This is a genomic window from Anaerococcus nagyae (assembly GCF_040364225.1).
Lineage (GTDB): Bacteria > Bacillota > Clostridia > Tissierellales > Peptoniphilaceae > Anaerococcus > Anaerococcus nagyae.
Genome location: NZ_AP031484.1, coordinates 1,717,227 through 1,742,050 on the forward strand (window position 1 = coordinate 1,717,227; position 24,824 = coordinate 1,742,050).

Annotated in this window: 29 protein-coding genes; 4 read left to right on the forward strand and 25 right to left on the reverse strand. The window is 32.1% G+C overall.

Going from position 1 to position 24,824, the window contains the following annotated elements; all coding sequences use genetic code 11:
* Positions 1–7: 7 nt before the first annotated feature.
* From ABXG81_RS08440 to fsa, 4 genes are all read right to left on the reverse strand, one after another.
* Positions 8–565, reverse strand: a complete 558-nt coding sequence (locus ABXG81_RS08440) for a chromate transporter (RefSeq protein ID WP_117520312.1) — start codon at positions 563–565, stop codon at positions 8–10.
* Positions 555–1,118, reverse strand: a complete 564-nt coding sequence (locus tag ABXG81_RS08445; RefSeq protein WP_117520314.1) for a chromate transporter — start codon at positions 1,116–1,118, stop codon at positions 555–557. Before ABXG81_RS08445 ends, ABXG81_RS08440 begins: the two co-directional genes overlap by 11 nt.
* A gap of 86 nt (positions 1,119–1,204) precedes the next feature.
* A complete protein-coding gene (tkt, locus tag ABXG81_RS08450; RefSeq protein WP_117520316.1) occupies positions 1,205–3,202 on the reverse strand; it encodes a transketolase in 1,998 nt (665 codons plus the stop codon).
* A 121-nt stretch (positions 3,203–3,323) separates the two neighbouring features.
* Positions 3,324–3,977, reverse strand: a complete 654-nt coding sequence (gene fsa / locus ABXG81_RS08455; RefSeq protein WP_117520318.1) for a fructose-6-phosphate aldolase — start codon at positions 3,975–3,977, stop codon at positions 3,324–3,326.
* 277 nt (positions 3,978–4,254) lie between these two features.
* Between fsa and ABXG81_RS08460 the strand changes: the two genes are divergently transcribed.
* Positions 4,255–4,881 carry a hypothetical protein gene (locus ABXG81_RS08460; protein ID WP_117520320.1) on the forward strand — a complete coding sequence of 209 codons (627 nt, stop codon included), beginning with the start codon at positions 4,255–4,257 and terminating at the stop codon, positions 4,879–4,881.
* Between the two features lie 110 nt (positions 4,882–4,991).
* Here the strand turns inward: ABXG81_RS08460 and ABXG81_RS08465 are convergent, their stop codons facing one another.
* The 16 genes from ABXG81_RS08465 to lacA all read right to left on the reverse strand — a co-directional run bounded on the left by ABXG81_RS08465 (position 4,992) and on the right by lacA (position 17,628).
* Positions 4,992–5,978 (reverse strand): tagatose 1,6-diphosphate aldolase, encoded by a 987-nt coding sequence (locus tag ABXG81_RS08465; RefSeq protein ID WP_353528774.1) that lies wholly within the window; start codon positions 5,976–5,978, stop codon positions 4,992–4,994.
* Positions 5,978–6,904 carry a hexose kinase gene (locus ABXG81_RS08470; protein WP_209813421.1) on the reverse strand — a complete coding sequence of 309 codons (927 nt, stop codon included), beginning with the start codon at positions 6,902–6,904 and terminating at the stop codon, positions 5,978–5,980. Before ABXG81_RS08470 ends, ABXG81_RS08465 begins: the two co-directional genes overlap by 1 nt.
* Positions 6,901–8,028, reverse strand: a complete 1,128-nt coding sequence (gene nagA, locus ABXG81_RS08475; protein ID WP_353528775.1) for an N-acetylglucosamine-6-phosphate deacetylase — start codon at positions 8,026–8,028, stop codon at positions 6,901–6,903. Before nagA ends, ABXG81_RS08470 begins: the two co-directional genes overlap by 4 nt.
* 41 nt (positions 8,029–8,069) lie before the next feature.
* The gene (locus ABXG81_RS08480; protein ID WP_117520328.1) at positions 8,070–9,200 is read right to left on the reverse strand and encodes an SIS domain-containing protein; all 1,131 of its coding nucleotides are present in this window, start codon (positions 9,198–9,200) and stop codon (positions 8,070–8,072) included.
* A gap of 108 nt (positions 9,201–9,308) precedes the next feature.
* Positions 9,309–9,725, reverse strand: coding sequence for a PTS fructose transporter subunit IIBC (locus tag ABXG81_RS08485; RefSeq protein ID WP_245325647.1), 417 nt, complete (start codon positions 9,723–9,725; stop codon positions 9,309–9,311).
* A gap of 18 nt (positions 9,726–9,743) precedes the next feature.
* Positions 9,744–10,751, reverse strand: a complete 1,008-nt coding sequence (locus ABXG81_RS08490) for a PTS system mannose/fructose/sorbose family transporter subunit IID (RefSeq protein ID WP_209813424.1) — start codon at positions 10,749–10,751, stop codon at positions 9,744–9,746.
* A complete protein-coding gene (locus ABXG81_RS08495; protein WP_117520332.1) occupies positions 10,741–11,544 on the reverse strand; it encodes a PTS sugar transporter subunit IIC in 804 nt (267 codons plus the stop codon). Before ABXG81_RS08495 ends, ABXG81_RS08490 begins: the two co-directional genes overlap by 11 nt.
* 17 nt (positions 11,545–11,561) lie before the next feature.
* Entirely contained in the window at positions 11,562–12,038 is a 477-nt protein-coding gene (agaV, locus tag ABXG81_RS08500; RefSeq protein WP_117520334.1) for a PTS N-acetylgalactosamine transporter subunit IIB, read from the reverse strand.
* 20 nt (positions 12,039–12,058) lie between these two features.
* A complete protein-coding gene (gene yajC / locus ABXG81_RS08505) occupies positions 12,059–12,334 on the reverse strand; it encodes a preprotein translocase subunit YajC (RefSeq protein WP_209813427.1) in 276 nt (91 codons plus the stop codon).
* Positions 12,335–12,438: 104 nt separating this feature from the next.
* Positions 12,439–13,143, reverse strand: coding sequence for a GntR family transcriptional regulator (locus tag ABXG81_RS08510; RefSeq protein WP_181965101.1), 705 nt, complete (start codon positions 13,141–13,143; stop codon positions 12,439–12,441).
* A 428-nt stretch (positions 13,144–13,571) separates the two neighbouring features.
* Positions 13,572–14,321: a DeoR/GlpR family DNA-binding transcription regulator gene (locus ABXG81_RS08515; protein WP_353528776.1), complete on the reverse strand. Its 750-nt coding sequence runs from the start codon at positions 14,319–14,321 to the stop codon at positions 13,572–13,574.
* A gap of 96 nt (positions 14,322–14,417) precedes the next feature.
* Complete coding sequence (locus tag ABXG81_RS08520; RefSeq protein ID WP_353528777.1) at positions 14,418–15,830, reverse strand: PTS transporter subunit IIC; 1,413 nt, start codon at positions 15,828–15,830, stop codon at positions 14,418–14,420.
* Positions 15,831–15,844: 14 nt separating this feature from the next.
* The gene (locus ABXG81_RS08525; protein WP_353528778.1) at positions 15,845–16,150 is read right to left on the reverse strand and encodes a hypothetical protein; all 306 of its coding nucleotides are present in this window, start codon (positions 16,148–16,150) and stop codon (positions 15,845–15,847) included.
* Positions 16,143–16,625 (reverse strand): PTS sugar transporter subunit IIA, encoded by a 483-nt coding sequence (locus tag ABXG81_RS08530; RefSeq protein WP_353528779.1) that lies wholly within the window; start codon positions 16,623–16,625, stop codon positions 16,143–16,145. The genes ABXG81_RS08525 and ABXG81_RS08530 overlap by 8 nt, the downstream gene beginning before the upstream one ends.
* Positions 16,626–16,634: 9 nt before the next feature.
* A complete protein-coding gene (gene lacB / locus ABXG81_RS08535) occupies positions 16,635–17,165 on the reverse strand; it encodes a galactose-6-phosphate isomerase subunit LacB (protein ID WP_209813435.1) in 531 nt (176 codons plus the stop codon).
* A gap of 10 nt (positions 17,166–17,175) precedes the next feature.
* Positions 17,176–17,628, reverse strand: a complete 453-nt coding sequence (lacA, locus tag ABXG81_RS08540; protein WP_117520348.1) for a galactose-6-phosphate isomerase subunit LacA — start codon at positions 17,626–17,628, stop codon at positions 17,176–17,178.
* A 220-nt stretch (positions 17,629–17,848) separates the two neighbouring features.
* On the opposite strand from lacA, the gene ABXG81_RS08545 reads away from it, so the two are divergent.
* From ABXG81_RS08545 to arcA, 3 genes are all read left to right on the forward strand, one after another.
* Positions 17,849–18,328: a dihydrofolate reductase gene (locus ABXG81_RS08545; protein WP_353528780.1), complete on the forward strand. Its 480-nt coding sequence runs from the start codon at positions 17,849–17,851 to the stop codon at positions 18,326–18,328.
* A complete protein-coding gene (locus ABXG81_RS08550) occupies positions 18,328–18,591 on the forward strand; it encodes a hypothetical protein (protein WP_117520352.1) in 264 nt (87 codons plus the stop codon). Before ABXG81_RS08545 ends, ABXG81_RS08550 begins: the two co-directional genes overlap by 1 nt.
* A gap of 88 nt (positions 18,592–18,679) precedes the next feature.
* On the forward strand, positions 18,680–19,909 hold the full coding sequence (gene arcA, locus ABXG81_RS08555; protein ID WP_209813443.1) for an arginine deiminase: 1,230 nt from the start codon (positions 18,680–18,682) through the stop codon (positions 19,907–19,909).
* Positions 19,910–20,528: 619 nt separating this feature from the next.
* Here arcA and ABXG81_RS08560 read toward each other — a convergent pair.
* Genes ABXG81_RS08560 through sufB form a run of 5 tightly spaced genes read right to left on the reverse strand, consistent with a single transcriptional unit; the run spans position 20,529 to position 24,823 of the window.
* On the reverse strand, positions 20,529–20,714 hold the full coding sequence (locus ABXG81_RS08560) for a hypothetical protein (protein ID WP_117520356.1): 186 nt from the start codon (positions 20,712–20,714) through the stop codon (positions 20,529–20,531).
* A 1-nt stretch (position 20,715) separates the two neighbouring features.
* The gene (gene sufU, locus ABXG81_RS08565) at positions 20,716–21,135 is read right to left on the reverse strand and encodes a Fe-S cluster assembly sulfur transfer protein SufU (protein ID WP_117520357.1); all 420 of its coding nucleotides are present in this window, start codon (positions 21,133–21,135) and stop codon (positions 20,716–20,718) included.
* A 1-nt stretch (position 21,136) separates the two neighbouring features.
* Entirely contained in the window at positions 21,137–22,357 is a 1,221-nt protein-coding gene (locus ABXG81_RS08570) for a SufS family cysteine desulfurase (RefSeq protein WP_353528781.1), read from the reverse strand.
* Between the two features lies 1 nt (position 22,358).
* Positions 22,359–23,411, reverse strand: coding sequence for a SufD family Fe-S cluster assembly protein (locus tag ABXG81_RS08575; RefSeq protein WP_353528782.1), 1,053 nt, complete (start codon positions 23,409–23,411; stop codon positions 22,359–22,361).
* Complete coding sequence (gene sufB, locus ABXG81_RS08580; protein ID WP_288223296.1) at positions 23,411–24,823, reverse strand: Fe-S cluster assembly protein SufB; 1,413 nt, start codon at positions 24,821–24,823, stop codon at positions 23,411–23,413. Before sufB ends, ABXG81_RS08575 begins: the two co-directional genes overlap by 1 nt.
* Between the last annotated feature and the right edge of the window lies 1 nt (position 24,824).

Genomic DNA, 24,824 nt, shown 5'->3' on the forward strand with positions numbered 1-24,824 from the left:
CCATTCATTACATAAAAACAATTGAAATTAAAAGGTAAATTATACCACTTGCAAGCATTATTTTGATAGGATCTGTCTTTAGTTTAAACATCGCAAATAAGGATAGTCCAAAGATAATGAACATTAACCAATCTAGATTATTAAACGCTATAGTATTTGTATTAAAAAAGGCTGTTCTTAGAATGCTTATACCAGCCATCAAAATCATGGAAACTATAGCAGGTCTTAAAAAGTATAATACATTGGAAATAGCATCCAGATCAGAATATTTTTTATAAAAATAAGAAATAGTTCCTACAATAAGTGCTGAAGGCAAGACACATCCAAAAGTTGCAGCCATAGCTCCAGGAAAACCTGCTATTCTTGTTCCTACAAAAGTTGCTGAGTTTATAGCAATTGGACCTGGTGTCATTTGACTTATGGTTATTAAATCATTAAATTCATTTAAAGATAACCATTGATTTATATCAACAACTTGCTCTTGTATTAAAGGCAAGGCAGCATAACCTCCTCCAAAACTAAATAGACCAATTTTTAAAAAGCTTAGAAATAATTTAATTAGCATGACGGCTCCTTTTAATTAGTGTATAGATTGTCCCTATAATTATGAGTCCAAGTATTATATAAGTTACATTCATATCAAAGAAAAATCCTAAGATAAAACTTACTATCATAATTATTGGGATTATAGGAGCTTGTGCTTTCAATAAATCTCCAGCCATATCTATTACGACCTTAATAATAAGAGCTCCGACACCAGCTTGCATACCTTTTAAAAATAGGGCTATATATTTATTAGTAATAAAAGCCTCATAGGCAAGGGAAATTAAGCTAATTATAACAAGAGGTGGAATAATTGTTCCTAATATGGCAACAAGCATACCAGTAAGGCCTAATGTCTCATAGCCTACAACAACAGCAGCATTGACAGCTACAGCTCCAGGAGCTGATTGGGCAATAGCTGTCATATCAAGCATCTGTTCTTTACTAATCCATTTTAGCTTATCAACAAAAGTTTCTTTCATAAGTGATAAAATTACATAACCTCCACCAAAGGTAAACGCTGATAAATAAAGAGTCGACTTAAAAAGGTCCCATAAGTTTTTTTCTTTTTTCATAAGTCCCCATTTCTATTTTCTTATGATAAAATAATACCCTTAATTCCTTTATAGAAGTTAAGGGTATTGCAATCATAGATTTTAGCTTAGGCTTTATAGTATTTATCATTAATTTTTTCTGAAATTTTTTCTGGTGTAAAGCCAAACTCCGCTGTTACTTCATTTCCTTTTCCAGAAAGTCCAAAACTGTCAATACCTATATTTAAACCATCGCTTCCTGTCCATTCTGCCCAGCCAAATGTTGTTGCCATTTCTATAGAAACTTTATTTTTAACCTCTTTTGGCAAAACTTCTTGTCTATAAGCTTCGTCTTGTTTTCTAAATAATTCCATAGATGGCATAGACACTACTCTTACATTTTTACCATCTTTTTGCAAAAGTTTTTTACTTTCTAGAGCAAGTTCTACTTCTGAACCTGTAGCTATTAATATAAGATCTGGTGTGCCTTTTGCATCACTTATTATATAAGCTCCTTTTTCTATATCATTTATATTTTCTGTCTCTTTAAGATTTGAAATACTTTGGCGAGTAAGAGCCATAACTACCGGACTTTCCTTGCTTTCTAAAGCAATTTCCCAAGCAAGTCTTGTCTCATTAGCATCTGCCGGTCTTAGCATGATAGTGTTTGGAATAGCCCTAATCATCGCTAGTTGATCTATTGGCTCATGAGTTGGACCATCTTCACCAACTGCTATTGAATCATGAGTCATAACATAGGTTAGTGGGAGTTTTGATAGGGCTGATAGTCTAATAGCTGGTTTTAGGTAATCAGTAAATACAAAGAAAGTTGAAACATGATGCCAGCTTCCACCGTGAGCCATAATTCCATTTCCTATGGCAGCCATTGCAAATTCTCGAACACCATAATAAATATTACGTCCTTCTGGAGTTCTATCTGTAAAAGCTATAGTATCTTTAATATTAGTTTTATTGGATGAAAACAAATCTGCAGATCCAGCCCAGAAATTCGGTGTGATTTTTGCTAAATCTTGGATAATTTCTCCATTTGATGCACGAGTTGCAAGAGCCTTATCCTCTGATGAGTATTTCCTAACCTCATCCATAAAGTTTTCTGGTAGTTCTCTATTAATTCCTGCCATCAAATTATTATAATCTTCTCTGTAGTTTTCTTTATAGAATTCTAAAAGCTCATCCCACTTTTGATTTTCTTTACTACCTGTATGAGCTATCCCTTCCTCAAAAGTCTTATAAATGTCTTCTGGAATTGAAAAATCATCTTCATTCCATTCATAGATTTCCTTAGCTCTCTTAAAATCCTCGGCGCCTATTGGAGCCCCGTGAACTTTATTAGTCCCTTGATTGGTAGAACCATATCCTATTACAGTTTTAATTTCTATAATGGTTGGCCCATGCCAGTTACCTTTTGCATGATTAATAGCCTCATAAATCTTATCTAAATCTCTGCCATCATCAACAAAGATATAATTCCAATTAAGAGCTTCTGCTCTCTTTTTCATATCTTCTGAAAATGTTGTGTTAGTAGCTCCGTCTAAACAGACATCATTTGAATCATATAAAACTATTAATTTTGATAAGTTTAAATGCCCAGCAAGACTCATTGCTTCATAAGATACACCTTCCATAAGGTCACCATCACCGCAAAGTGCATAGGTATAGTGGTCTATAATTTGCGCATCTTCTTTATTATATAAAGCTGCCATATGTTTTTCTGCTATTGCTAGACCAACTGCTTGGGCAATACCCTGACCAAGTGGACCAGTAGTAACCTCAACTCCATCTATATGCCCACGTTCTGGGTGTCCTGCTGTGTTTGAATGAAGTTGTCTAAATTTTTTTAAATTATCTAGACTTACATCGTATCCTGTTAGGTGTAATAGGGAATATATCAATGCAGATCCATGTCCTGCTGCTAGAACAAATCTATCACGATCAAACCAAGAAGAATTCTTAGGATTCGCTTTTAAAAACTTATTCCATAAAACATAAGCCATAGGGGCAGCACCCATAGGAAGTCCTGGGTGACCACTATTTGCCGCCTCAATTTGGGCAATTGAAAGGGATCTTATAGCACTGATCGCTCTATTATCATCATTATTAAACATTTTCTCTCCTTAATTATTAAATTTATACAAATGAATATTTACTTATATGATTACTATACTCTTCATTTTTTATATATATTTATAAAAATAGAGCGAGTCTAATTAACTCACTCTTTATACACTATTTATTCCTTGATTCGAAAGCTTCCCAGTCTTTCTTAAAAGACTCAATCCCCGCTGTCGTAAGAGGATGCGTCCAAAGTTTTTCAAAAAGATTTCCTGGAATAGTAGCTATATGCGCTCCAGCAAGTGCAGCTTTTTCTAAATGATTAATGTGCCTAATACTTGCTGCTATAATTTCTGAGTCATAATCATATATATTTATGACTTTTCGAAGTTCAGCTACAAGTCTAGCTCCATCTTCACCCATATCATCGATTCTACCCATAAAAGGAGAGATATATGTAGAACCTGCTTTCATAGCCATTATTCCTTGGGATACAGAAAAAATCAATGTGCAGTTAGTCTTAATTCCTTCTTTACTTAAAGTATGAATTGCTCTTAACCCTTCCTCTGTCATAGGAATTTTTACAACTATGTTATCAGCCCACTTAGCTAAATCACGAGCTTGCTTAACCATTCCCTTATAATCGTAACTAGTAACCTCAGCAGAAACTGGCCCATCAACCAACTCTGTTATATCCCCAATAACTTCATTAAAATTACGCCCCTCTTTATTAATTAAAGAAGGGTTGGTAGTTACTCCATCACAAAGTCCTAAATCATTTATCCTCTTTATTTCATTTATATTTGCTGTGTCTAAGAAAAATTTCATGATACCCCCATTAATTAAATACAGAATTTTTAAATCTTATTAAAACTTATATTATATTTATATATTTAGATCTAGCATAAAAGTTATATCCCTTTTAAATATTATTCCCAAAATCTCTTCTTAATTATCTTTAAAAACATTTACTTTTAATAAAACGTTAATCTCTAAGATATTTTAAATTAAAATTACCCATAAGTTTATAAAAATTATATAAATCCACGGAATATTGGTATAATTAGTAAGTGTATTAACTATATTATTTATCAAAGAGGTATGTATGACTGCCAAAAATTCAAATTATATAAAAAGAGTATTAATTTGCCTTATGGCAAATATTCTAATCGGAATAACCATAGGTGCTATGAGAGTAGTTAATCTTGGTATAGATCCATTTACATCTCTAATAATAGGAGTAAGCAACTTAGCTAAAACTCCTTTTAGGTATATATATCCCATTATAAATGGAGTGATTATAGTATTAATTTTTTTCTTAAATAAGCCAATGATTGGTATAGGGACAGTTATTAATCTTATAGTTATAGGACCAGTAGCAGATTATTCTGCGGCTTTTATAGAAAATATATACACTAGCCCAACTTTCATATCTAGAATTATCATTTTAATAGCAGCTCTTATAATAATGGCTATGAACGTTTCTTTGTATACTAGCACCAATATAGGAGTATCTGCTTATGATTCCTTGTTCCTTACAATTAATAAAAAGAATCATAATATTTCTTTAGGTGTTGCTAGGATTATCACTGATTCTATAAGTATGATCGTAGGTATTATAGGAAAAGCTACTATCGGTATTGGAACTATAATAAATGTATTTTTTATGGGCCCAATGGTCGATTTTTTTAATAAGTCTATAGCTAGTAAATTACTTAAAAATATATGTTAGCTTATAATACTTTAAATATAAAAATATCCCATTAAAGCATAATGAACTGAGCCTTTAAAGTTGAACCAAAGCAACTTAAGGAGGTCAGTTCAAACCTTAAGGGATTGCTTTTATTCTTCTACTATTTTATCAAATACAGATGTAGCTGTTTCTTTTATAACTTCATTTAATGTTACTATATTATCTTTCCCTTCTGCATTTAACCATTCTTTTGCTTCTTCTTCAGATTTACCAAATTCTTCTACAGCGCCTCTCCAAGTAGCTCTTCCGCAAAGGACACCATTGAATGTTGAGCCGGCTTCTTTGGCAAATTTTAGGGTTTCTTTGAATAAGTCTGCGCTTACTCCGCCGCTTAGGAAGATGAATGGAATATCAGTTGCATCGGATTGTTCTTTGAAATATCCTAAAGCTTCTTTCCTTGAGTGTAAGATTTCACCATCACCAAATCCTTCTACAAAGTTCATATTTACTGGTGCTTCTACCTTTAATACGTCTACCTTATATCTTGGATCATCAAACACCTTAATTGATTCGATTACTTTTTTAGGACGTAGCTTAGAATACTCTGCTCCTTTTGCATCGTCTATATTTGCATCATAGTTTACGATTTCTAAGAAATACGGAAGTCCTAATGCTTCACATTCATAACCAACTCTTTCAACCCAAGCTTTCTTGATGTCATTGATCTTATCATCTTCATCTATATCGTAGTACAAAAGAACTTTAACAGCATTTGCTCCCATTTCTTTTATTCTAAGTCCTGATACAAAATCAATTAATCTAGGTAATCTGCCTTCTTCATACTCATCATATCCAGTTTGTTCATAAGACATGATTAAGCCAGCATTTTTATCACGAGCATTTACACCTTTCATACCATAGATTGGATCAAGAAGAATAGATGATGAGTATTTAGTAAGTTCACTAGAAATTAATTCTTTAAACCTTCCAATCCCTTCTACATTATTTAACTTAGGGTTAGCTTTCTCCATCATCTTTTCCATAGACCCTCTTTGATCAATAGCAAGAGCTGCAATGGCACCTTCTTTATTTACTAGTTCTTTAAAATTTGCATATTTTTCTTTAGATACTTTCATTAAATCTCCTCCACTTCTATTTGCTCATAATATTTATCAAAATCATCCATATTTATGTGGGCAATTTCTTTATTTAAAACATTTAATAAACCACAAGTCATACTTGTTTTTATGATATCTATGTCATCTTTATCTTTACTTATAGCATATATAGCTCCTGCAAGAGAAGAATCTCCGCTCCCAACAGGATTAATTGCCTCTACTTCTGGAACGTTTGCCTTATAAACTTTATTATCAATTTTTACAATAGCCCCATCTTTGCCCATAGAAGCTATTATATATCTTATATCTTTGAAAGGTTCTCTTAATAAAATATCAACCAAATTATCTTTGCTAACTTCCGTCTTTAATACATCTCCTATTTCACTTTCGTTTGGCTTAATTAAATCTGGTTTTACACCTGCATTTATTATAGACTCAAGGGTTTTTCCTGAAGTATCCACAGATATAAATTTATTTTTCTCTTTAGCATAGGCTATTATTCTTTCATAAAAACTTGCATTAAGACCATTTGGTAATGATCCTGAAACATTTATATAATCACAGCCTTTAGTGATTTCATCGAGCTTTTCTATAAAGTCATTCTCTTCAGTTGTTGTTATTTTAGGTCCTTTTTCAAGGATCTCTGTTTGATTTCCTTCGTGTAATACAGCTATACAATTTCTCGTATCTTCCCCTATATCAATAAATCTTGACTCTTGCCCTTTATTTTTAATGGTATTTTTTATATACTCTCCTAAGGCTCCTCCAACAAAGCCTGAGTGTACAACATCTTCTCCCAGTTCATTCAAGACATATCCAACATGAATTCCCTTACCACCTGCATCTTTTATAACTTGGTTAGTCCTATTAACATCATCGATTTTAAAATTTTCTAGTTCATATGATATATCTACAGATGGATTTGCTGTGATTGTTAAAATCATTCAAAAGCCCTCTTTCCATTTATATAGGTAGCTTTAAGATCTAAATCTTCGTTTAGTACTATAAAATCTGCTTCATAGCCAAGTTTTAATTTTCCACATACATCATCAATACCTACAGACTTTGCAGGTATAAGGCTTGCCATTTGTATCGCTTCAAATACATCTGCAATTTCCCAGTCAACTACATTTTTAACTGCGTCTTTTAGCTTAAGTATAGATCCTGCTAGAGAACCGCCTTCCTTAAGTCTTGCTGTGCCATCTTTAACTACAACTGGAAATTCTCCTAGCATATAGTCTCCATCTTTCATTCCACCTGCTGACATACAGTCCGTAATTAAAGCTATATGATCTCTTCCCTTAACATTCATCAAAATATTGGCAGCAGCTGGATTTACATGATGACCATCACATATAAGCTCAGATATAGTTTCTGAATTCATTGCAGCTCCTACCATTCCAGGATTTCTGTGATGAAGTCCACTCATACCATTATAGGTATGAACAAATATATTTGCCCCTTCATTTACAGCATCCATAGCTTCTTCATAGCTTGCATCAGAATGTCCAAGAGCAACGTATACTCCCATAGCATTTGCCTTGTGTATAAAGTCTTTTATATTTTCTCTTTCCGGTGCAATTGCAATCTTATTTACAAGACCATTTGAAAGCTCTTTCCACTTTTTAAGTTTTTCTATATCAGGATCTGACATATATTTTTCATTTTGAGCACCTTTATATTTTTCAGTAAAAAATGGTCCTTCTAAAAATATGCCACGAATCTTAGCACCTTTTACATCCCTGTATTCCTCACCTACAATCCTACAAGCTTCATTTAATCTTTCAGTACTATCTGTAAGGGTTGTAGGCAAAAAGCTTGTAACTCCTGTTTCTAGTAAGGCTTCTGAAATTATATTTAGAGCACCTGGCTTAGCGTTCATAATATCTTCTCCACAATATCCATGAATATGAGTATCTACTAAACCTGGTGCTATAATTTCTCCTAGATCTTCATAAAAATCTGGCTTCTCTTTTGAAAATGATTTAATCTTTCCATCTTCTACTTCCATATAGTAATCTTGTAAAACTGTATTTTCTAATATTATATATTTTGCTGTATAAAACATAACTTCTCCTTTTCTTTAAGTATTTATTTTATACCCATGACTTAATTATAAGGATGTATAGTAACTCCCTTTACTACTCTATTAACGGTTCCAGATTTTGAAGGATTATCAGGGGTATTGCCTACTCTTAGACTTGTAATCAAACTTACAAGTTGACCAATAATTATAAACGGTAAAGATAAGTAAGCATCACAAGTAAGTTCATTTTCATAAATTAACTTTTCAAAGTCCCCATCTATTTTAGAATTGGCTACAGCTATTATTTGAGGAGCAATTTTATCAGCTGCTATTTCATTTAATATATCCAAATCATAATCTCTTGTATACTCATTTGAAGATATAAAAGAAATAATTAATGTCTTACCATTTACAAATGACTTAGGTCCATGTCTAAAGCCCATTGAAGATTCATATAGACTAGAAACATCACCCGCTGTAAGTTCTAGAACTTTTAGTCTAGCTTCATTGGTTAGTTTATACAAAGAACCCGATCCAAGATATATGATCCTATCAAAGTCAAAGTCAACAAGTTTTTCTATTTTCTCGCTATCTTTTAAAATATCTCTGGCTATCTTAACAATTACATCCACTTGCTCTTTCTTGTCGCTTCTATTATCAAATATTAAAAGAGCTGTTAAAAGCATAGATGAAAATGAACTTGTCATAGCAAAGCCCTTATCGTTTGTACCTTCTGGCTCTATGAAAACATAAGAATTATCATCATCTAATAATTTTAAAGCAAGTTTACCATCTGGAGCACAAGTAATGGCTAAGTTATAAAAGTCATCTACTAATTTTTCGCCAAGCTCTACTGCGGCTAAAGACTCAGGTGAATTACCACTTCTTGCAAAACTTACTAGTAGAGTTTTTTTATCCTTTTTAAAATGAAGATATGGGCAACTTACTAAATCAGTAGTTGCTATTGACTTAAAATCGTAATTTCCTAAAGAATTTAAGTATTCACAAGCAACATTACCCACATATTCACTAGTCCCAGCTCCAGTAAAAATTATCTCAATATCCTCACCTATTTTTCCAAAAAAATCCTTAAGTTCTTCTAGTCTTTGTTCATAAAGCTCATATACTTTTTCCCATATATCAGCTTGAGAAAAAATTTCTGAATAAGTATTAATTGCATCATTTTCTTTTATATAATCTAAATCTAAGTACACTTTCTAACCTCTTCTTTCCTAATAAAAATTTTACACATTAGCAACAACTATTATATTAAAAAACGATAGCGCAATTGATTAATATTCAATTGCACTATCGTCTCATTACTAAATACCATCTTGATTTGAGGAAGTTTCTATTTCTTGCTTGTAGGTCACAATTGATTGTTTTGATGTTGTAATTATATCTTCTAAGAATTCCTCATTATCTTCTATTTCAGATGATAAAGCCTGATATAACATCGCAAAATTAACACCCGCTACAAACTGAACATTTTCTTTATCTGCTAAAGTCATTACAGATCTATTAAATGGAGTTCCACCAGCCAAATCAGACAATACAAATATATCACTATAGTTCAATTCTTTGTATGCATCTTCTATATTCTTATCTAATTGCTCAATATTATCTCCATCATGAAATTCAACAATTCTTATATTATCAAAGCTTCCTGCTATCATCTTAATTGTCGAATATAGCCCACTAGCTAAGTCTCCATGAGTAGTTAAAATAATTCCTTTCATCAGATACAACTCCTCCCGCTAAAATACACCAATATAAGCACCTACTATACCTAATATAAGAAGGAAGACTATGCACTTTATAGGCGTCCAACTCTTCTTAGATAAGAGGAAGTATAATAGTAAAGTAAGACCTAATGGTACTAAACTTGGTATGATACCATCTAGTACTTCTTGGATATTTACATTAACAGGAACTTGTTCATAAACGGTGAATTTTAATTCTGATGTGCCGTTTCCAAGATCACGTACCTTAGCACCTTCTTTCAAGTCTTTGGTAAAGTTTCCCTCATCATCTTTTATATATAAATAATCTTCATATGTCTTAATAGAGTCATTAGCTACTACTGTTTGCACTTCTTGAGCTTCATTTGTCATACCATTTGGAATTTCAATAGCAAGCTTTGTACCACCGTAAACTGATATAAGTGCTCCAACTATTATTACACCAAGTATAGATGCTGCTCTAGTAAATTCTTTAGCATTAGCTGTGAAAATATCTATAGCATCGGATCCCAATTTATAAGACCAGTTCATAAGCCAAAAACGCAATGCAAACTGAGCCACATTAAATATTACGAGAAATAGTATCGGCCCTGCAATATGTCCCTGTAAAGCAAGGTTTGAAGATATGCCTGCAGTAATTGGTACAAGAGTAAACCAAAATAAAGCATCTCCTATTCCACCTAGTGGACCCATAGCAGCTACTCTTACAGCTCTTATTGTGGGAACTTCAACTTTATTTTGTTCAAGCGAAAGTATTATTCCCATTACAAATGTAACCAAGAATGGATGAGTATTAAAAAATTCAAGATTATGAGCCATAGACTTAGATAGGTCTTCATCATTAGTATGAATCTTTTCTAGACCAGGTAGTATAGCATATAGCCAACCTGCAGCTTGCATTCTTTCATAATTAAATGACGCTTGTAAAAACAGTGATCTCCACACCATCTTATTTAAAGTTTTTTTGTCTAATTGTGGAGCAGGAGTAAGATCCTTATATTGGGTTGATTGATTATATTCCATCTTCATAATCTCCTTCAATAGATACACTTGATGATACTTTTATCTTAGAATTAATTTGATAATCCCAATATGCAATCGCAAATCCTATCATAGCTATTATGAGTAATGCTGGTCCACTTAGGGTTGGATTAGCCATTATAATAACAGCTAGAGCAAAACCAGCAAAGAAAAATCCCCACAAGTCACGACTTATCATAAGTCTTAATAATACAGCAAAGCCTACATATTTCATCATTCCACCTGCAACATCTAAGCCATGCATAAATGTATCAGGTATATTTTTTACAAGTTGCTTTCCAAAGGTAGCTCCACCTATGAAAAATAATACTACAATAATACCAAATATAGCTCCAATCGCCGCCATAGCTCCATAATTTAATTTTTCAATCCCTCTTGGGTTAGCTTCAGCTGCATATTTATCTGCCCTACTCATTAAAGGTGCCATTATTGTAAATATTACTGTTACACCATATTGTCCTAAAAGAGCAAAAGGAATAGCTGCTGCTACAGCCGCATTAGAGTCAAACCCTGCTGTAATAGCAAATATTACAGACATAATTCCACCGATAACTGCATTAGGTGGTTGTGCTCCTCCTACAGGCATATTACCTATAGTCATAAGCTGATAAGTCGCTCCAACTATTAATCCAGTGTTTAGATCACCAAGGATAGCTCCAACTATAGGGCCCATTACAATCGGTTGATAAAGTGATTCAAGAAAACTAAATTGGTCAATAGCTGCTATAAATGTCACTATAAATATCAAAATTATTTGCAAAGCATTAAAATGCATAATTTTCTCCTATTATATTATGAAAATAGCTTTTCAACGCTCTCCGTGGCTTCTGTAGGAACTTTCCTTATTTCAAGTTCTATACCGTGTTCTCTTAAAGCCTTAAAAGCATTGATATCGTTATCATCTACAGCAACAACACCTGCCACTTGTCTTTTTCCCTCAGACATATGCATATTTCCAACATTTACTTTTTTAATAGGCACTCCACCTTCAACTAATCTTAATGCATCCTCTGGGGATTCAATAATAATAAATATTTTTTGCCTATCTGCAGCTTTATGAATAGTATCTATCGTCTTTTGAATTGTCCAATATCTTGTATCCACCCCATTAGGAGCAGCCATATCCATAAGACCTTGTCTCATTTTATTACCAGCAACCTCATCATTTGCGACAAGTATTAAATTTGCTCCAATAGCTTTTGTCCATTGAGTTGCAACTTGTCCATGCAATAAACGATTGTCTATTCTCGCTAGAATAATATTTGGCATAAATAACCTCCAACATAATTTTAAGCAACTACTTCTTTTATTGCGGATCGATCCACTTTGATATCTACATCTTTTGCTATATTTACAATAGCAGTATCTTCACTCATCTTTATTACTCTACCGTAAATCCCTCCAAGCAAGATAACCTTTGATCCAGGCTTGAGTAAAGCTTGCAGTTTTTCCATATGAGATCTAGACTTTTTCAAGTTTCTCATACTCACTATTTGCATAATGATAACAAAAATGAGTATAAAAACTAATAAAACTAGTGAAACTGTAGCGATATCTTTTATCATGAATCCTCCTAACTGGTAATTACCTCTTATTTAATTATAAAAACATTTTCTCAAAGTGTCAACTATACATAATAATCATATATAATATTATTTATATATAGTTCTTATAAAGGATTATAAGAAGTTTCATAATAAAATTTATCTCCCCTAGCAAGAGAAATAGTATACTCTAATACCTGATCATCAAAATCATAAGATTTTCTAATTATTTTTAAGCACGCATCTTTTGCTTTTTGATTAAGATAGTTGGCTATCTTATTAGGTAATATCCCTACTGAAAATCTCTCATTAACATTAAAAATTTTTGTGCTTGCTTTCTCATCAAATATTTCATATAAAGGCTTTCTTTCAATCATGTCTTTAGTAACCCTTTCAAATCTACTATATGGAATATATGTGACCTCATACATCATAGGAACCTCATTTGCCAACCTAAGCCTTGTAAAAGATATAGCTAAATCAGTTTCTTTTATTTTAAGATTCTGGGAAATTTCATAGGAAGGATGTATTATCCTAAAATCAATAATCTCTGATCTAGGCGTCTGTCCATTTGCTATTGTCCTTTGAGTGAAAGAATAATATTTATTTAAATTATCTTGATCAGAGGTTTTACCTGTAACAAAGGATCCTTTACCATGGATTTGATAAATAAGCCCACTATTGACCAATTCATTGATAGCATTTCTTATTGTAGTTCTACTTACATTATATATTGCACAAAGTTGTCTCTCAGAGGGAATCTGATCTCCTTTTTTCATATTTTTAATTTCTTTACTTAAATCATCTACAATATCCGAATATAAACTCATATAACAAAACCTCTATTTAACTAATTTTCATATTAATGCTTACATTTATTAAAAATATTACATTATTATCTTTAAATATATTCATAAATTTTGAATTAAATAATTAATTTATTTAATAAATTATACTATCCTAAAATAAAAATAACCAAGTCAGATAAATAAGTATAAAATTTTTATACTTGCTAAACATCCTCTTGTTACTTAATTACTATTTTCATTTAATATTAAGATTAACATAGGACATATTTTTAAATAAATTAATGAGCTTCATATATAACTTGTATAAACATTATATATAGTTTTAATATTTTATTATATCTAGAAAATAGATCTTATATATCCACCAAAAAGACGGTTTTTCTACCCCCAACATTAGCAACTAAAAATATAATATATCATAAAACATTACCAAATTAATTATTAAATGCTTAATTAATAAAGCAAGTATACTCTTTTAAAGCCATTCTTTTCTTCTCACTTATTTTCTTATCAGTTATTACTTTTACTTTATCAAGAGTATAAAAAGCATATAGATCTTCAATACCTATTTTTGTAGAATCTACAACTAAATATTTTTCTTTAGAATTATCAAATATCATGGATTGCAGATACCCTTCATCTTCATTATAAGTATATATGCTATTACCATTGACTCCATTCGCACCAATAAAGGATTTTTGAAAATTCATTTTTGATAGGGTGCTATTAGCTATACCTCCTACAAAAGCTCCAGTTATAGATCTAAATTCTCCCCCTATGAGATAGGTCTTAGGCCACTTATAATCCTTTATTTTTTCAAAAAGATAAAAAGAATTGGTATAAACTATACATTTTTTACCTTTAATAAATTCACTGGCATATTCAATTGTAGAACCAGCTCCTAAAAACACTCTTTCCCCATCATTAATAGTATTTACAAGCAATTGAGCTACGTATCTTTTTTGTTCTCTATTTAAGAGTATCTTTTCTTGATTAGAGAATTCATGGGGTAAGTCACGTTCAATCTTTTTAGCTCCACCATGCACTCTAACCAAAAAACCTTTTTCCTCAAGTTCACTTAGGTCACGTCTTATAGTCATTTCAGTCACATCTAATATATCAGTTAACCCAGAAACTTGAATTATTCCATTATTATTTATCTCATCTAAAATAATACTTTGACGTTCTTCTTTTAACATTAATCTAAATCCTTATATAATTTTTGATATATATAAAATAAATTTTAACATCAACTCATACTAATAATTTAGATTAAGAATAGTTAAAGCTTATTTTTATATACTATCTCTCTTTAATTTAAGCTCTTCATTTCTTTTTATCATTTGTTTTCTATACCACATAAACAATAGTAAATATGCTATTAATACCATTAGAGCTATCAATATATATTTACCACCTTCTCCATTAGCTAATCCTATAAAGTAAGCTACAAACTTTTCTACAGGCCCTTCAAGAGTTGAGTGTGTAATTAAAGCTGTTTCTGGTAATCCTGTAGGAAAAGCATGCACTGCTTTAGCAGCTTCAGTAGCATAAGGTGCAATTAAAGTACCAGACCATAAGAAGATCGGCAACATAAATATACCTATTATAACCATTCTTATAATCTTACCACCAGTAACTACTAGTAAAGCTGGAGTTAGACCCATAGCTATGATACCTCCTAAAGGTAGTACCTTGTTTCCAGGCAAAATCATTGCTATAAGCAGCATGATTGGTGCAAGTATATTTGCAGCCGCCCACATTTCGGCACGACCCGCTATAAATGGCCAGTCTAATCCTATATTAAGTTTACGATCTCCCAACTTTTTATTAGCATAATCTGCAATACCTTGGGAAAGAGGCTCTACCGATTCTATAAACCATTGTCCAATTACTGAAAATAGTTCAAGACAAGTAGCAGCAGTAAAGGCTAATTGTAATACATCCATTAATTTCATTCCCGCTAGGAAACCTACTAAAAGGCCCAAATAAATACCGATAGCAAACTTTGATCCCCAAAATCCTATTTTAGAATTTAATTTTGCAGCATCAAAATCATACTTATCTAGTGAAGGGAATAGTCTATCTATAATCTTATCAAAAACCATCACAATAGGATTCATCATATAATTCATATGTGTTGTAGTCATCGGATTTTCATCTGGCGCATCCAAAAGTTCATTAAATGTTGGCTTCATCAAATCTGAATTTAATATCTTTAATACCCCAATAAAAATAACTAATAAAGTTGTTATGAGTAGATTTGCACCCATGTACATAGCAAAAAGTCCAGTAATAGCTAAATGCCATATATCAAATATGTCTACATCCAGGGTATCAGTTTTGTTAGTAAATAGCATAACTAAATTTACTATTATCATAACCACTAAGAAATACAGAGTATATGGTGAACCCCAAGTTATATTAGCCAAAGGTGCCCAACCTACGTCAGTAATAGATAGATCTATACCTGTGCGTAATACAAAAGCTTGTAAAGCTTCAGAAAAACTTGTAGTAAGAATACCCATAATAGCTCCAATAGCAGTTATAGATATAGCTAATCTAATACCGCCTTCAAGAGCTTTAGAAAACTTAACACCCACAGCTATAGCGACGATAGTAAGAACTAGCATCATAAGCACTGCTGGTGTTATATAATCCATAAATTTCTTAACATAGGTATTTGCAAAGTCAATTATTCCGTTCATTTTTACTCTCCAATCTAGTTAAGATTTTTTTCTTTAATGATTATTTCTACTTTATCATAAACTGGCTTAGCCATAGATGGAACTCTATATAGTATAGCACCAGCATCTACAATAGGAATTGAAACTTCAAATCCAAGATCCGTTCTAGAAATTTGAGCAAAAATATCATATTTTTTTATCATATCTTCCGTAATATCTTTAATCATTACAGCGTCACATTTTAAATCATATCCCCTATTCTTCATTTCAGCTTCCATTGCATTTTTTATTTGATGACTTGAATTTACTCCTGCTCCACAAGCTGCTAACATCTTAATCATTTACACTCTCCCTAAAATTCTCTTCTATAAATTTATAAATTTCATCAACACTATCTATATTAAACAAATTATTGATATCTGGTGTTTGAATTACAAAATCCATAATATCAGAAAGTATATTTGTTTGATTACCACTCTCATCATTAAGAATCATAAATATAAACTTAACCTCCAATACTTGGCTTGGATCAATCATATTATTGAAACTTATATTATTATTTAATTTAACAGGTATAATACGAGTCATCTTGACCGCTGAAGGTTCTGTATGAGGAATAGCAATATTCGAAATATTCGGATCAACTAAAGACATGTCCATCCCCGTAGGATAACTTTTTTCCCTAGTTTTTACCATTTCTAAAAAATCATCAGTTACAAGATCATCTTTTTTAAGTTTATAGAATAATTCCTTAAAAAGATCATCCTTTGTCTTTGCATCTGAAATATAAATATTATTCTTATCAAAAAGTTTCATAATTTTATTCTAGTCATGGTATTCTCCATGATCCCATTTTTCTAAAAATTCATCAAAGAATTCGCTATTACAAAATTGTTTTTGCTTATCTTCACCTTGTTCTTCTTCAATGGACATAAGCTTTTCTATTAGCCTTTTATTTTCATTAGTTTCTTTATATTCTGCATTTATAAAGCTATCCACTATTTCACAAGCAAGATCTTTTCCTACAATCATGCCACCTACACCTATTACATTTGCATCTAGTTCTTCTCTAGCATATACAGCTGTTGCACAATCACGCACCAATGCACATCTTGTTCCAAAAGATTTATTTACCGCTGTAGTGATCCCTACACCCGTACCACATAAAACAACTCCAAAGTCACATTCTCCGCTTGCTACCAATTCCCCAACTTTTTTACCAAATATCGGATAATGAGTTCTAGTATTATCGTAAGTTCCTACGTCAATAACTTCATAACCATTAGCTTTTAAATGATCTGATATTTTCATTTTTAAACTTGTAACAATATGATCACATCCTAATGCTATCTTCATTACTTACCTCCTACATCATTTTATTTAGCATATCTATTCTGATTTGATGGCGGCCACCATCATAGCCATGACTTAAAAAGCTTCTTACACAAGACTTAGCTAGTTCTTCACCAACAATTCCAGATCCAAAGCATAACACTCTTGCTCCATTATGTCTTTTTGTCATTAATGAGGATCTTTCATCACTAACTTCTGCAGCTATCATTCCTTTATGTTTAGTAGCCGCCATGTAAGAACCTGCTCCATATTTATCAATAAGTATCCCCACAGAAGAATCATCAGAGCCACTTGTAAGCATACCATCTACTTCTAAAAGTTTTTTACAAACAGCTTTTGCACTATCAACAAAGTCAAATTCATCTTCAGTTAAATCTTCAACTTCATATCCTAAAAATTTTACTTCTTCAACTAGAGCATTTTTTAGCTCTATTCCATCTTTATCAGAAGAAAAATAAACTTTCATAACCCCTCCTTTGTTCCTTTATGTTTATTAATTTTCTTATTTGTTTATATAGTATATCAACCGAACTTTTTTGTCAACGTTTTCTGCAAAAATATTTTAAAATAATCATCTACATTATCCACACAATAAAAAATGTTTGTTTTTGTTTCAAATCAATTGCACAGTTCAATTGAATTTAAAAGTAACTAAATAGAAGTATTATTATCTAAAGGAGTAATTTATGAAAATCATTTTGGCTGTTGATGAAAATTGGGGTATTGGTAAGGGTAATGAGATGCTTTTTCATCTATCTACTGATCTTAAACATTTTAAAGAGGAGACCATCCATAACATAGTTATCATGGGCAGAAACACCTATGAATCTATGGGCGGTGGTTTAACCGATAGAAAAAACATTGTTCTCAGTCGAAATACCGATTACAGGCTAGATGACGCCAAGGTTTTTAACGACTACAAAGAAGTTTTATCTTTTGTAGAAAATAGCCCAAAAGAAGCTTATGTAATTGGTGGTTCTCAAATAGTTGATATATTCTTACCATTTTGCAATGAAGCTATTATTACAAAAATATATGCAAGCCGCGATGCCGATACTTATCTTCATAATTTCGATAAGGATAATAATTTTGAAATTATAAATAAATCAGGGACCAATAAAGAAAACGGAATTAAATTTGAATATATTACTTACAGGAGGAAATAATGGATAATATTAAAAGCACAGAAATATTTGTAAGCGATTTATGCCCACATTGCCAAGTAGTTATAAGAGATTATGAGAATCATCCCGAAAAATATGATGGAACAGAAATGCTTAATATAAGTAAAAATCTAAGCCATTTGAAAAGATTTCTAAAGTACCGTGACGATTTAAAAGGATACAAGGAAATCAAAGCAACTGGTAAAATTGGTGTACCTTCAAAAGTTTTAGATGGGATAGAAGTAGAATTTTTCGAAGAAGTTTAAGAATATTAGCCAGTCAACTCATAAGTAATTATTTTACGCTAGCTGGCACTTTTTGCTTATCTTATTTAATTTGAAAGAAAGGAATGTAATGAGAGAAAGAACATTAAATGTCTATTCTGAAATAGGAAAATTAAAATCTGTTTTGTTACATAGACCAGGAAAAGAGTTAGAAAATCTAACTCCAGATTCCCTAGATAGATTGCTTTTTGATGATATACCATTTTTAGATATAGCTAGATATGAGCATGATGCTTTTGCAAAAATATTAATTGATAACAATATAGAAGTTCTATACTTAGAAGATTTAGCTGCTGAAGCTATAACTAATTCAACAATTAAAGAAGAGTTTGTAGATGAATTTATAAGCGAAGCTAAAATCTATGGAATTTGTAGCAAAAATCTAGTGAAAGATTATCTTATGAGTATAGATACTAACCAAAATATGATACTTAACATGATGGAGGGAATCAAAAAAACAGATATAGCCTCCTATAGAGAAGTAAGTCTTGCTGATATGGTTAATTCTACTAATCCATTTATATGTGATGCTATGCCCAACTTATATTTCACAAGAGATCCTGCAGCAAATATAGGCCATGGCGTATCCCTAAATAAAATGAGAAATGAAACAAGACAAAGGGAAACACTATTTGCCAAATACATTTTAAAGTACCATCCAAGGTTTAAAGATGCTAATATTCCTCTATGGTATAACAGAAATGATGTAAGTGTAATTGAAGGCGGAGACGAACTTATACTTTCCAAAGAAGTTATAGCTATAGGTATATCAGAGAGAACGGATCCAGATTCTATAGAAAAACTTGCAGAAAGAATATTTACACACAATGAAACATTCAAAAAAATTCTAGCCTTGCAAATACCTAATAAAAGAGCTTTCATGCACTTAGATACAGTTTTTACTATGGTTGATTATGATAAATTTACCATACATCCAGAAATAGAAGGTCCTCTTACAGTATATTCTTTGACAAAGTCTGAAGAAAAAGAAATCAGGATAAAAAAGGAAAACCTAGAACTAGATAAGATATTAGCTGAAGCTTTATGTCTTGACAAAGTTACACTAATCCGCTGTGGAGGAAATGATCTTGTAGCTGGCGCCAGAGAACAGTGGTCAGATGGTGCAAATACCCTAGCAATCGCTCCTGGCGAAGTAATCGTTTATTCTAGAAATAAGGTGACTAATAGCCTCCTAAAAGATAACGGAATCAAAGTCCATGTTATGCCATCAAGTGAACTTTCTCGTGGTCGTGGTGGTCCCAGATGCATGTCCATGCCTTTACGGAGAGATGATATTTAAGATTATAAAAGAATTTTTACACTACGTTTTTATATAACCTAAATTTATTTTCAATAATATTTTCTATGACTGTAATATTAAATTTTTCTTTAGAAGATAACAAGATAAATAATTAAATTTATAAAATAATAAAAGAGCCCGAAAGGGCTTTTTGAACTGTTAACAAAATATAAATTTACCCATTTCGACTGAACGTAGTGAGCGGAGAAATCTTATTAGATCTCTCCATGCATTCGTTTCACTCACACTAAAACTCGTTTACTGGGCAAACTTTTTTGTGCTTTCGCACTAGTTTTAGGGATGAACTTACCAAACCAAGGTATATTCATCTAGTCGAGATGGTCTGTAGCTTAATTTAAATTTTAAATTATTAATAAGTTATAAAATCGATTTTGTCTACGTTCTGAAAAGGGTCCGAAAGGACTCTTTTATTATACCTATTCTATAGATTGAAGTGCTTCTAGCATATCTATATATTTTAATTTACGATATACATATCTACCTAGAATTATAGTTATCGTGCCAATTATAACAAGTGAAATTGCAAATGATATATATGTTAATACATATTTATATGCGCACAATAGATATACAATAAAAAACTGAAATCTTAATGATCTCAGTTTTTCTTTTCTATTTTATTGTACTTTATATAGGCATTTGCAGCCATAGTTATTGATACTATCAAAATAATCCACCAGAATGGACGATTTTTTTGATATTGTAAATAAGTTATCACTAACAGTAGCATTGTTGTAATAACACTTGTTAAAAATTCTAAATCATCTAAATTATTCTTATTCATATTAAATAACTTGATCTAAAGTTTTCCATGAAAGCAGGGCACATTTTACTCTTTGTGGCATATTTTGAATGTTGATAAATGCTGCGGCATCACCTAATTTATCTATCTCCTCATCGCTTATATCTTCTCTTTTTATCATTCTAATATAAATATCCGCAAGTTCTTTTGCTTCTTCTTTCGTCTTCCCGATAATTGTATCGCACATAACACTTGTAGCCGCTTGGCTTATAGCGCATCCATCGCCTGTAAAGGCTGCATCTACAATCTTGTCTCCATCGTATTTTAGCTCTAAGACAATCTCATCACCACAAGAAGGATTGTGACCTGGCTCTTTGATATCTGCATCTTCTAGTTCATGTTTATTAGCTTGATTTCTAGAATGATCGAGGATTATTTGAGAATAAATTTCTTCCATATCCATGTTATAAACCCATTACCTTTCTGACATTTAATAATTCTTTTGCAAAAATTTCCGCTTCTTCTTTTGTATTATAGAATGCAAAGCTTGCTCTTGCAGTTGAACTTACACCTAAGTACTTGTGTAAAGGCATAGCACAGTGATGACCTGATCTAACTGCAACTCCCTTACTATCTAGGATGCTTGCTATATCATGTGGATGGATATCGTCATAAGTAAAAGCTAAAACAGATCCAGTTTTAGAGTCTTCTGGATAGAAGATCTTAATATGCGGATAGTCTTTTACTAAATCATAGGCATAGTGGGTAAGCTCTGACTCGTATTTATAAATCTCATCTATTCCTATATTTTCCATGTATTTTATGGCCTCAGCCAAACCTACTACGCCACCTACATTTTGTGTACCTGCTTCAAATTTATAAGGGAGTTCTGCAAAAGTTGCTTCTTGCTCATAGACATATTCTATCATGTCTCCACCAGTATTAAAAGGTTCCATCTTTTCAAGAATTTCCTTTTTACCATAAAGAACACCTATACCCATAGGAGATAAAAGCTTATGGCCTGAAAATACTAAAAAGTCACAATCTAAATCACTTACATCTGTCTTTAAGTGTGGGATAAGTTGAGCTCCATCAACTATAGCAATAGTACCTTTCTCATGAGCCCAGTTTACTATTTTTTTTACGTCAATTATTTCACCAGTTACATTGCTCGCACCAGTGAATGAAACTATTTTTGTCTTATCATTAATCTTTGATTTTAAATCATCATAGTCTAAAGAATAATCGTCTTTTAGGTAAGCGTAAACTAATTTTGCTCCAGTTTTTTTACAAACTTGTTGCCATGGAACAAGATTTGCATGGTGCTCTAAGATTGTTATAAGTATCTCATCACCTTCATGCAAATTATCTAGAGCATAAGAATAAGCTATTAAATTTATTGCTTCTGTTGTATTTCTTGTAAAGATAACTTCTTCACGATGCTTAGCACCTATATATTCCTTAATATCATCACGAGAGTTTTCATAAGCCTTAGTTGCCTCAAAGCTTAAATAATGTGCTCCCCTATGAGGATTTGCATTCTTATATTTATAATATTTATCAACCGCTTCTATAACCTGTATAGGTTTTTGGCTAGTAGCTGCTGTATCTAGGTAGATGACATCCTTACCTACATTTTTACTATCTAGGTAAGGAAAGTCTGCTCTAATTTTATTAATATCCATCTTAATTCCTTGTATTCATTTGATGAACTTTTTCTTTTAAAGATTCTTTTAAAGCTTCATCTTCTATCTTATCAAGGGCTTTAGAAAAAGTTGCTTCTAGCATCATAGACTCCGCTTGCTTTTTATCAAAACCACGACTCATAATGTAAAATAACATTTCCTTATTAAGTCTACCAACACTTGCAGCATGGTTGCCCGCAACTTCTTTTTCTGCACAAAGTAGAATTGGTGCAGTCTTATTTTTAACCGTATCGGAAAACATCATAGAATAATCCCCTATCTTACCATCTGCACTTACGCAACCTGGTCTAAGGTCTACTACACCCTTCCAGTTTTTATGAGCATGATCTTTGAGTGCTCCATTAAACATAGCTTCAGAATCCGTATCATTTCCATTGTGTTCATTAGTAGCAAGTATATCTAAGAATTGATTTTCTTCTTTAAAGTATACTCCTGATTCACGGACCATCGCTCTATCTCCATCAAGAATATTTTTTATATTTACAATAGAATTATCCGCCCCTATTTCAATATAAGTAATATCTAGATAAGACTCTTCTCCTAAAATTGTTGTAATAGAAGAAAAATTAATTGATTTTTCTGGTAAATTTGTTACTACAACAAGTTTAACTCGTGCTTTGTCAGCTATATTGGCTCTAATTTGAGAGTTAAGGTATAAGTTATCTCCTTCTCCAAAAGCGCTAATTAAATATGAAGAAGTAGAATCCTCTCCTGCATTTACATCAATGCCTGAAACCAAAATATCATTATCACTATCAAGCTTAAGTTCTATAATCTCAGTTTCTTTTTTATCAGCACTTGCTATATCAAATGTCCTTGTAAAGTTTCTAAAGTTCTTATTTTCTGCTTTTACTTCATCTGAAATTCCATAAACTTTTGACTTAAATGCCTCATCAAGAGCTTTTATAGATTCAGTGTCACTTGATTTAAAATAATCTTTTCTTTCTGCTTGGCCTAGGCTGATATCTGAATCTACCCAATTTAGGCCAGTAGAATTCCAAGTATACATTCTCATTTCATTAAGTTTACTCATCAGCCATTCGCTCCTTCAAGTTCCATATCTATTAAGTGATTCATTTCTACAGCATATTCTAATGGTAATTCACGACTAACTGGTTCTGCAAAGCCACGTACTATCATAGATTTTGCTTCATCTTCGGGAATTCCACGACTCATTAGATAAAATATTTGTGATTGATCTAAGGATCCAATCTTTGCCTCGTGTCCACAATCCACATCATCATTTCTAATATCGAGTACTGGAATAGTATCAGACTGTGCACCTTCAGTAAGCATTAGATTTTCACAGTCAACTGTTGAACGACTACCCGCTGAATTTTTCTTCATTTGAACTAGAGATCTAGTCATTGATTTTCCAGTACCACCCGTAATTGACTTGGTAAGAGCAGTTGAATATGTGTTTGGAGCAAGGTGAATCATTGAGCAACCATTATCAATATATTGACCATCACCTGCAAAAGTAATTCCAGTATACTCCGCGCTTGCACCTTCTCCAGCTAATACACTTGTAGGATAAAGCATAGAAACTTTTGATCCAAAGGAACCTGATACCCAAATAACCTTGCCGCCCTCATCTACTATAGCACGCTTTGTGTTTAGGTTATACATATTCCTTGACCAGTTTTCTATTGTAGAAAATCTAACTTCAGCATTTTTACCAACAAATATTTCTACAGAACCTGCATGTAAGTTTACAACATTATATTTTGGAGCTGAACATCCTTCTATGAAGTGAACTTTTGCATTATCCTCTGCAATAATCATAGTATGTTCAAATTGTCCAGCACCTGGAGCATTAAGTCTATAATATGATTGAAGTGGTATATCTACCTTTACTCCTTCTGGAACATATATTAATGATCCACCTGACCATACTGCACCGTGAAGTGCCGCATATTTATGAAGTGTTGGGGGTATTGCTCTTTGGAAGTATTCTTTTACCAAATCTTCATGCTCTTTAAGGGCTGTTGCAAAGTCCATAAAGATAACACCTTGATCTTCTAAATGCTTTTGAATAGAGAAATATACTTCCTCACTATCGTATTGGGCACCTACACCAGCTAAAGATTCTTGTTCAGCTTGAGGTATACCAAGTCTATCAAAAGTAGCTTTTATCTCTTCGGGAAGAGCTTCCCAATTAGATTTCTTATCTGTCTTTGGCTTAACATAGGCTGTGATATCATCCATATTTAACTCAGATAAGTCTGGACCCCAGTTTGGATTTTCCATTTGAAGGAAAAGCTCAAGAGATTTAAGCCTTCTAAGCCTCATCCAGTCTGGCTCGCCTTTTTCACGTGAAATTTCATTTACTATATCAGCATTAATTCCTTTTTCTGTAATCTTATCGTAAGTAAATTCATCTATAAAGTCGTAAAAACCTCGATCTAATTCCTTTAATTTTTCTTCTATATTATTACTTGGCATA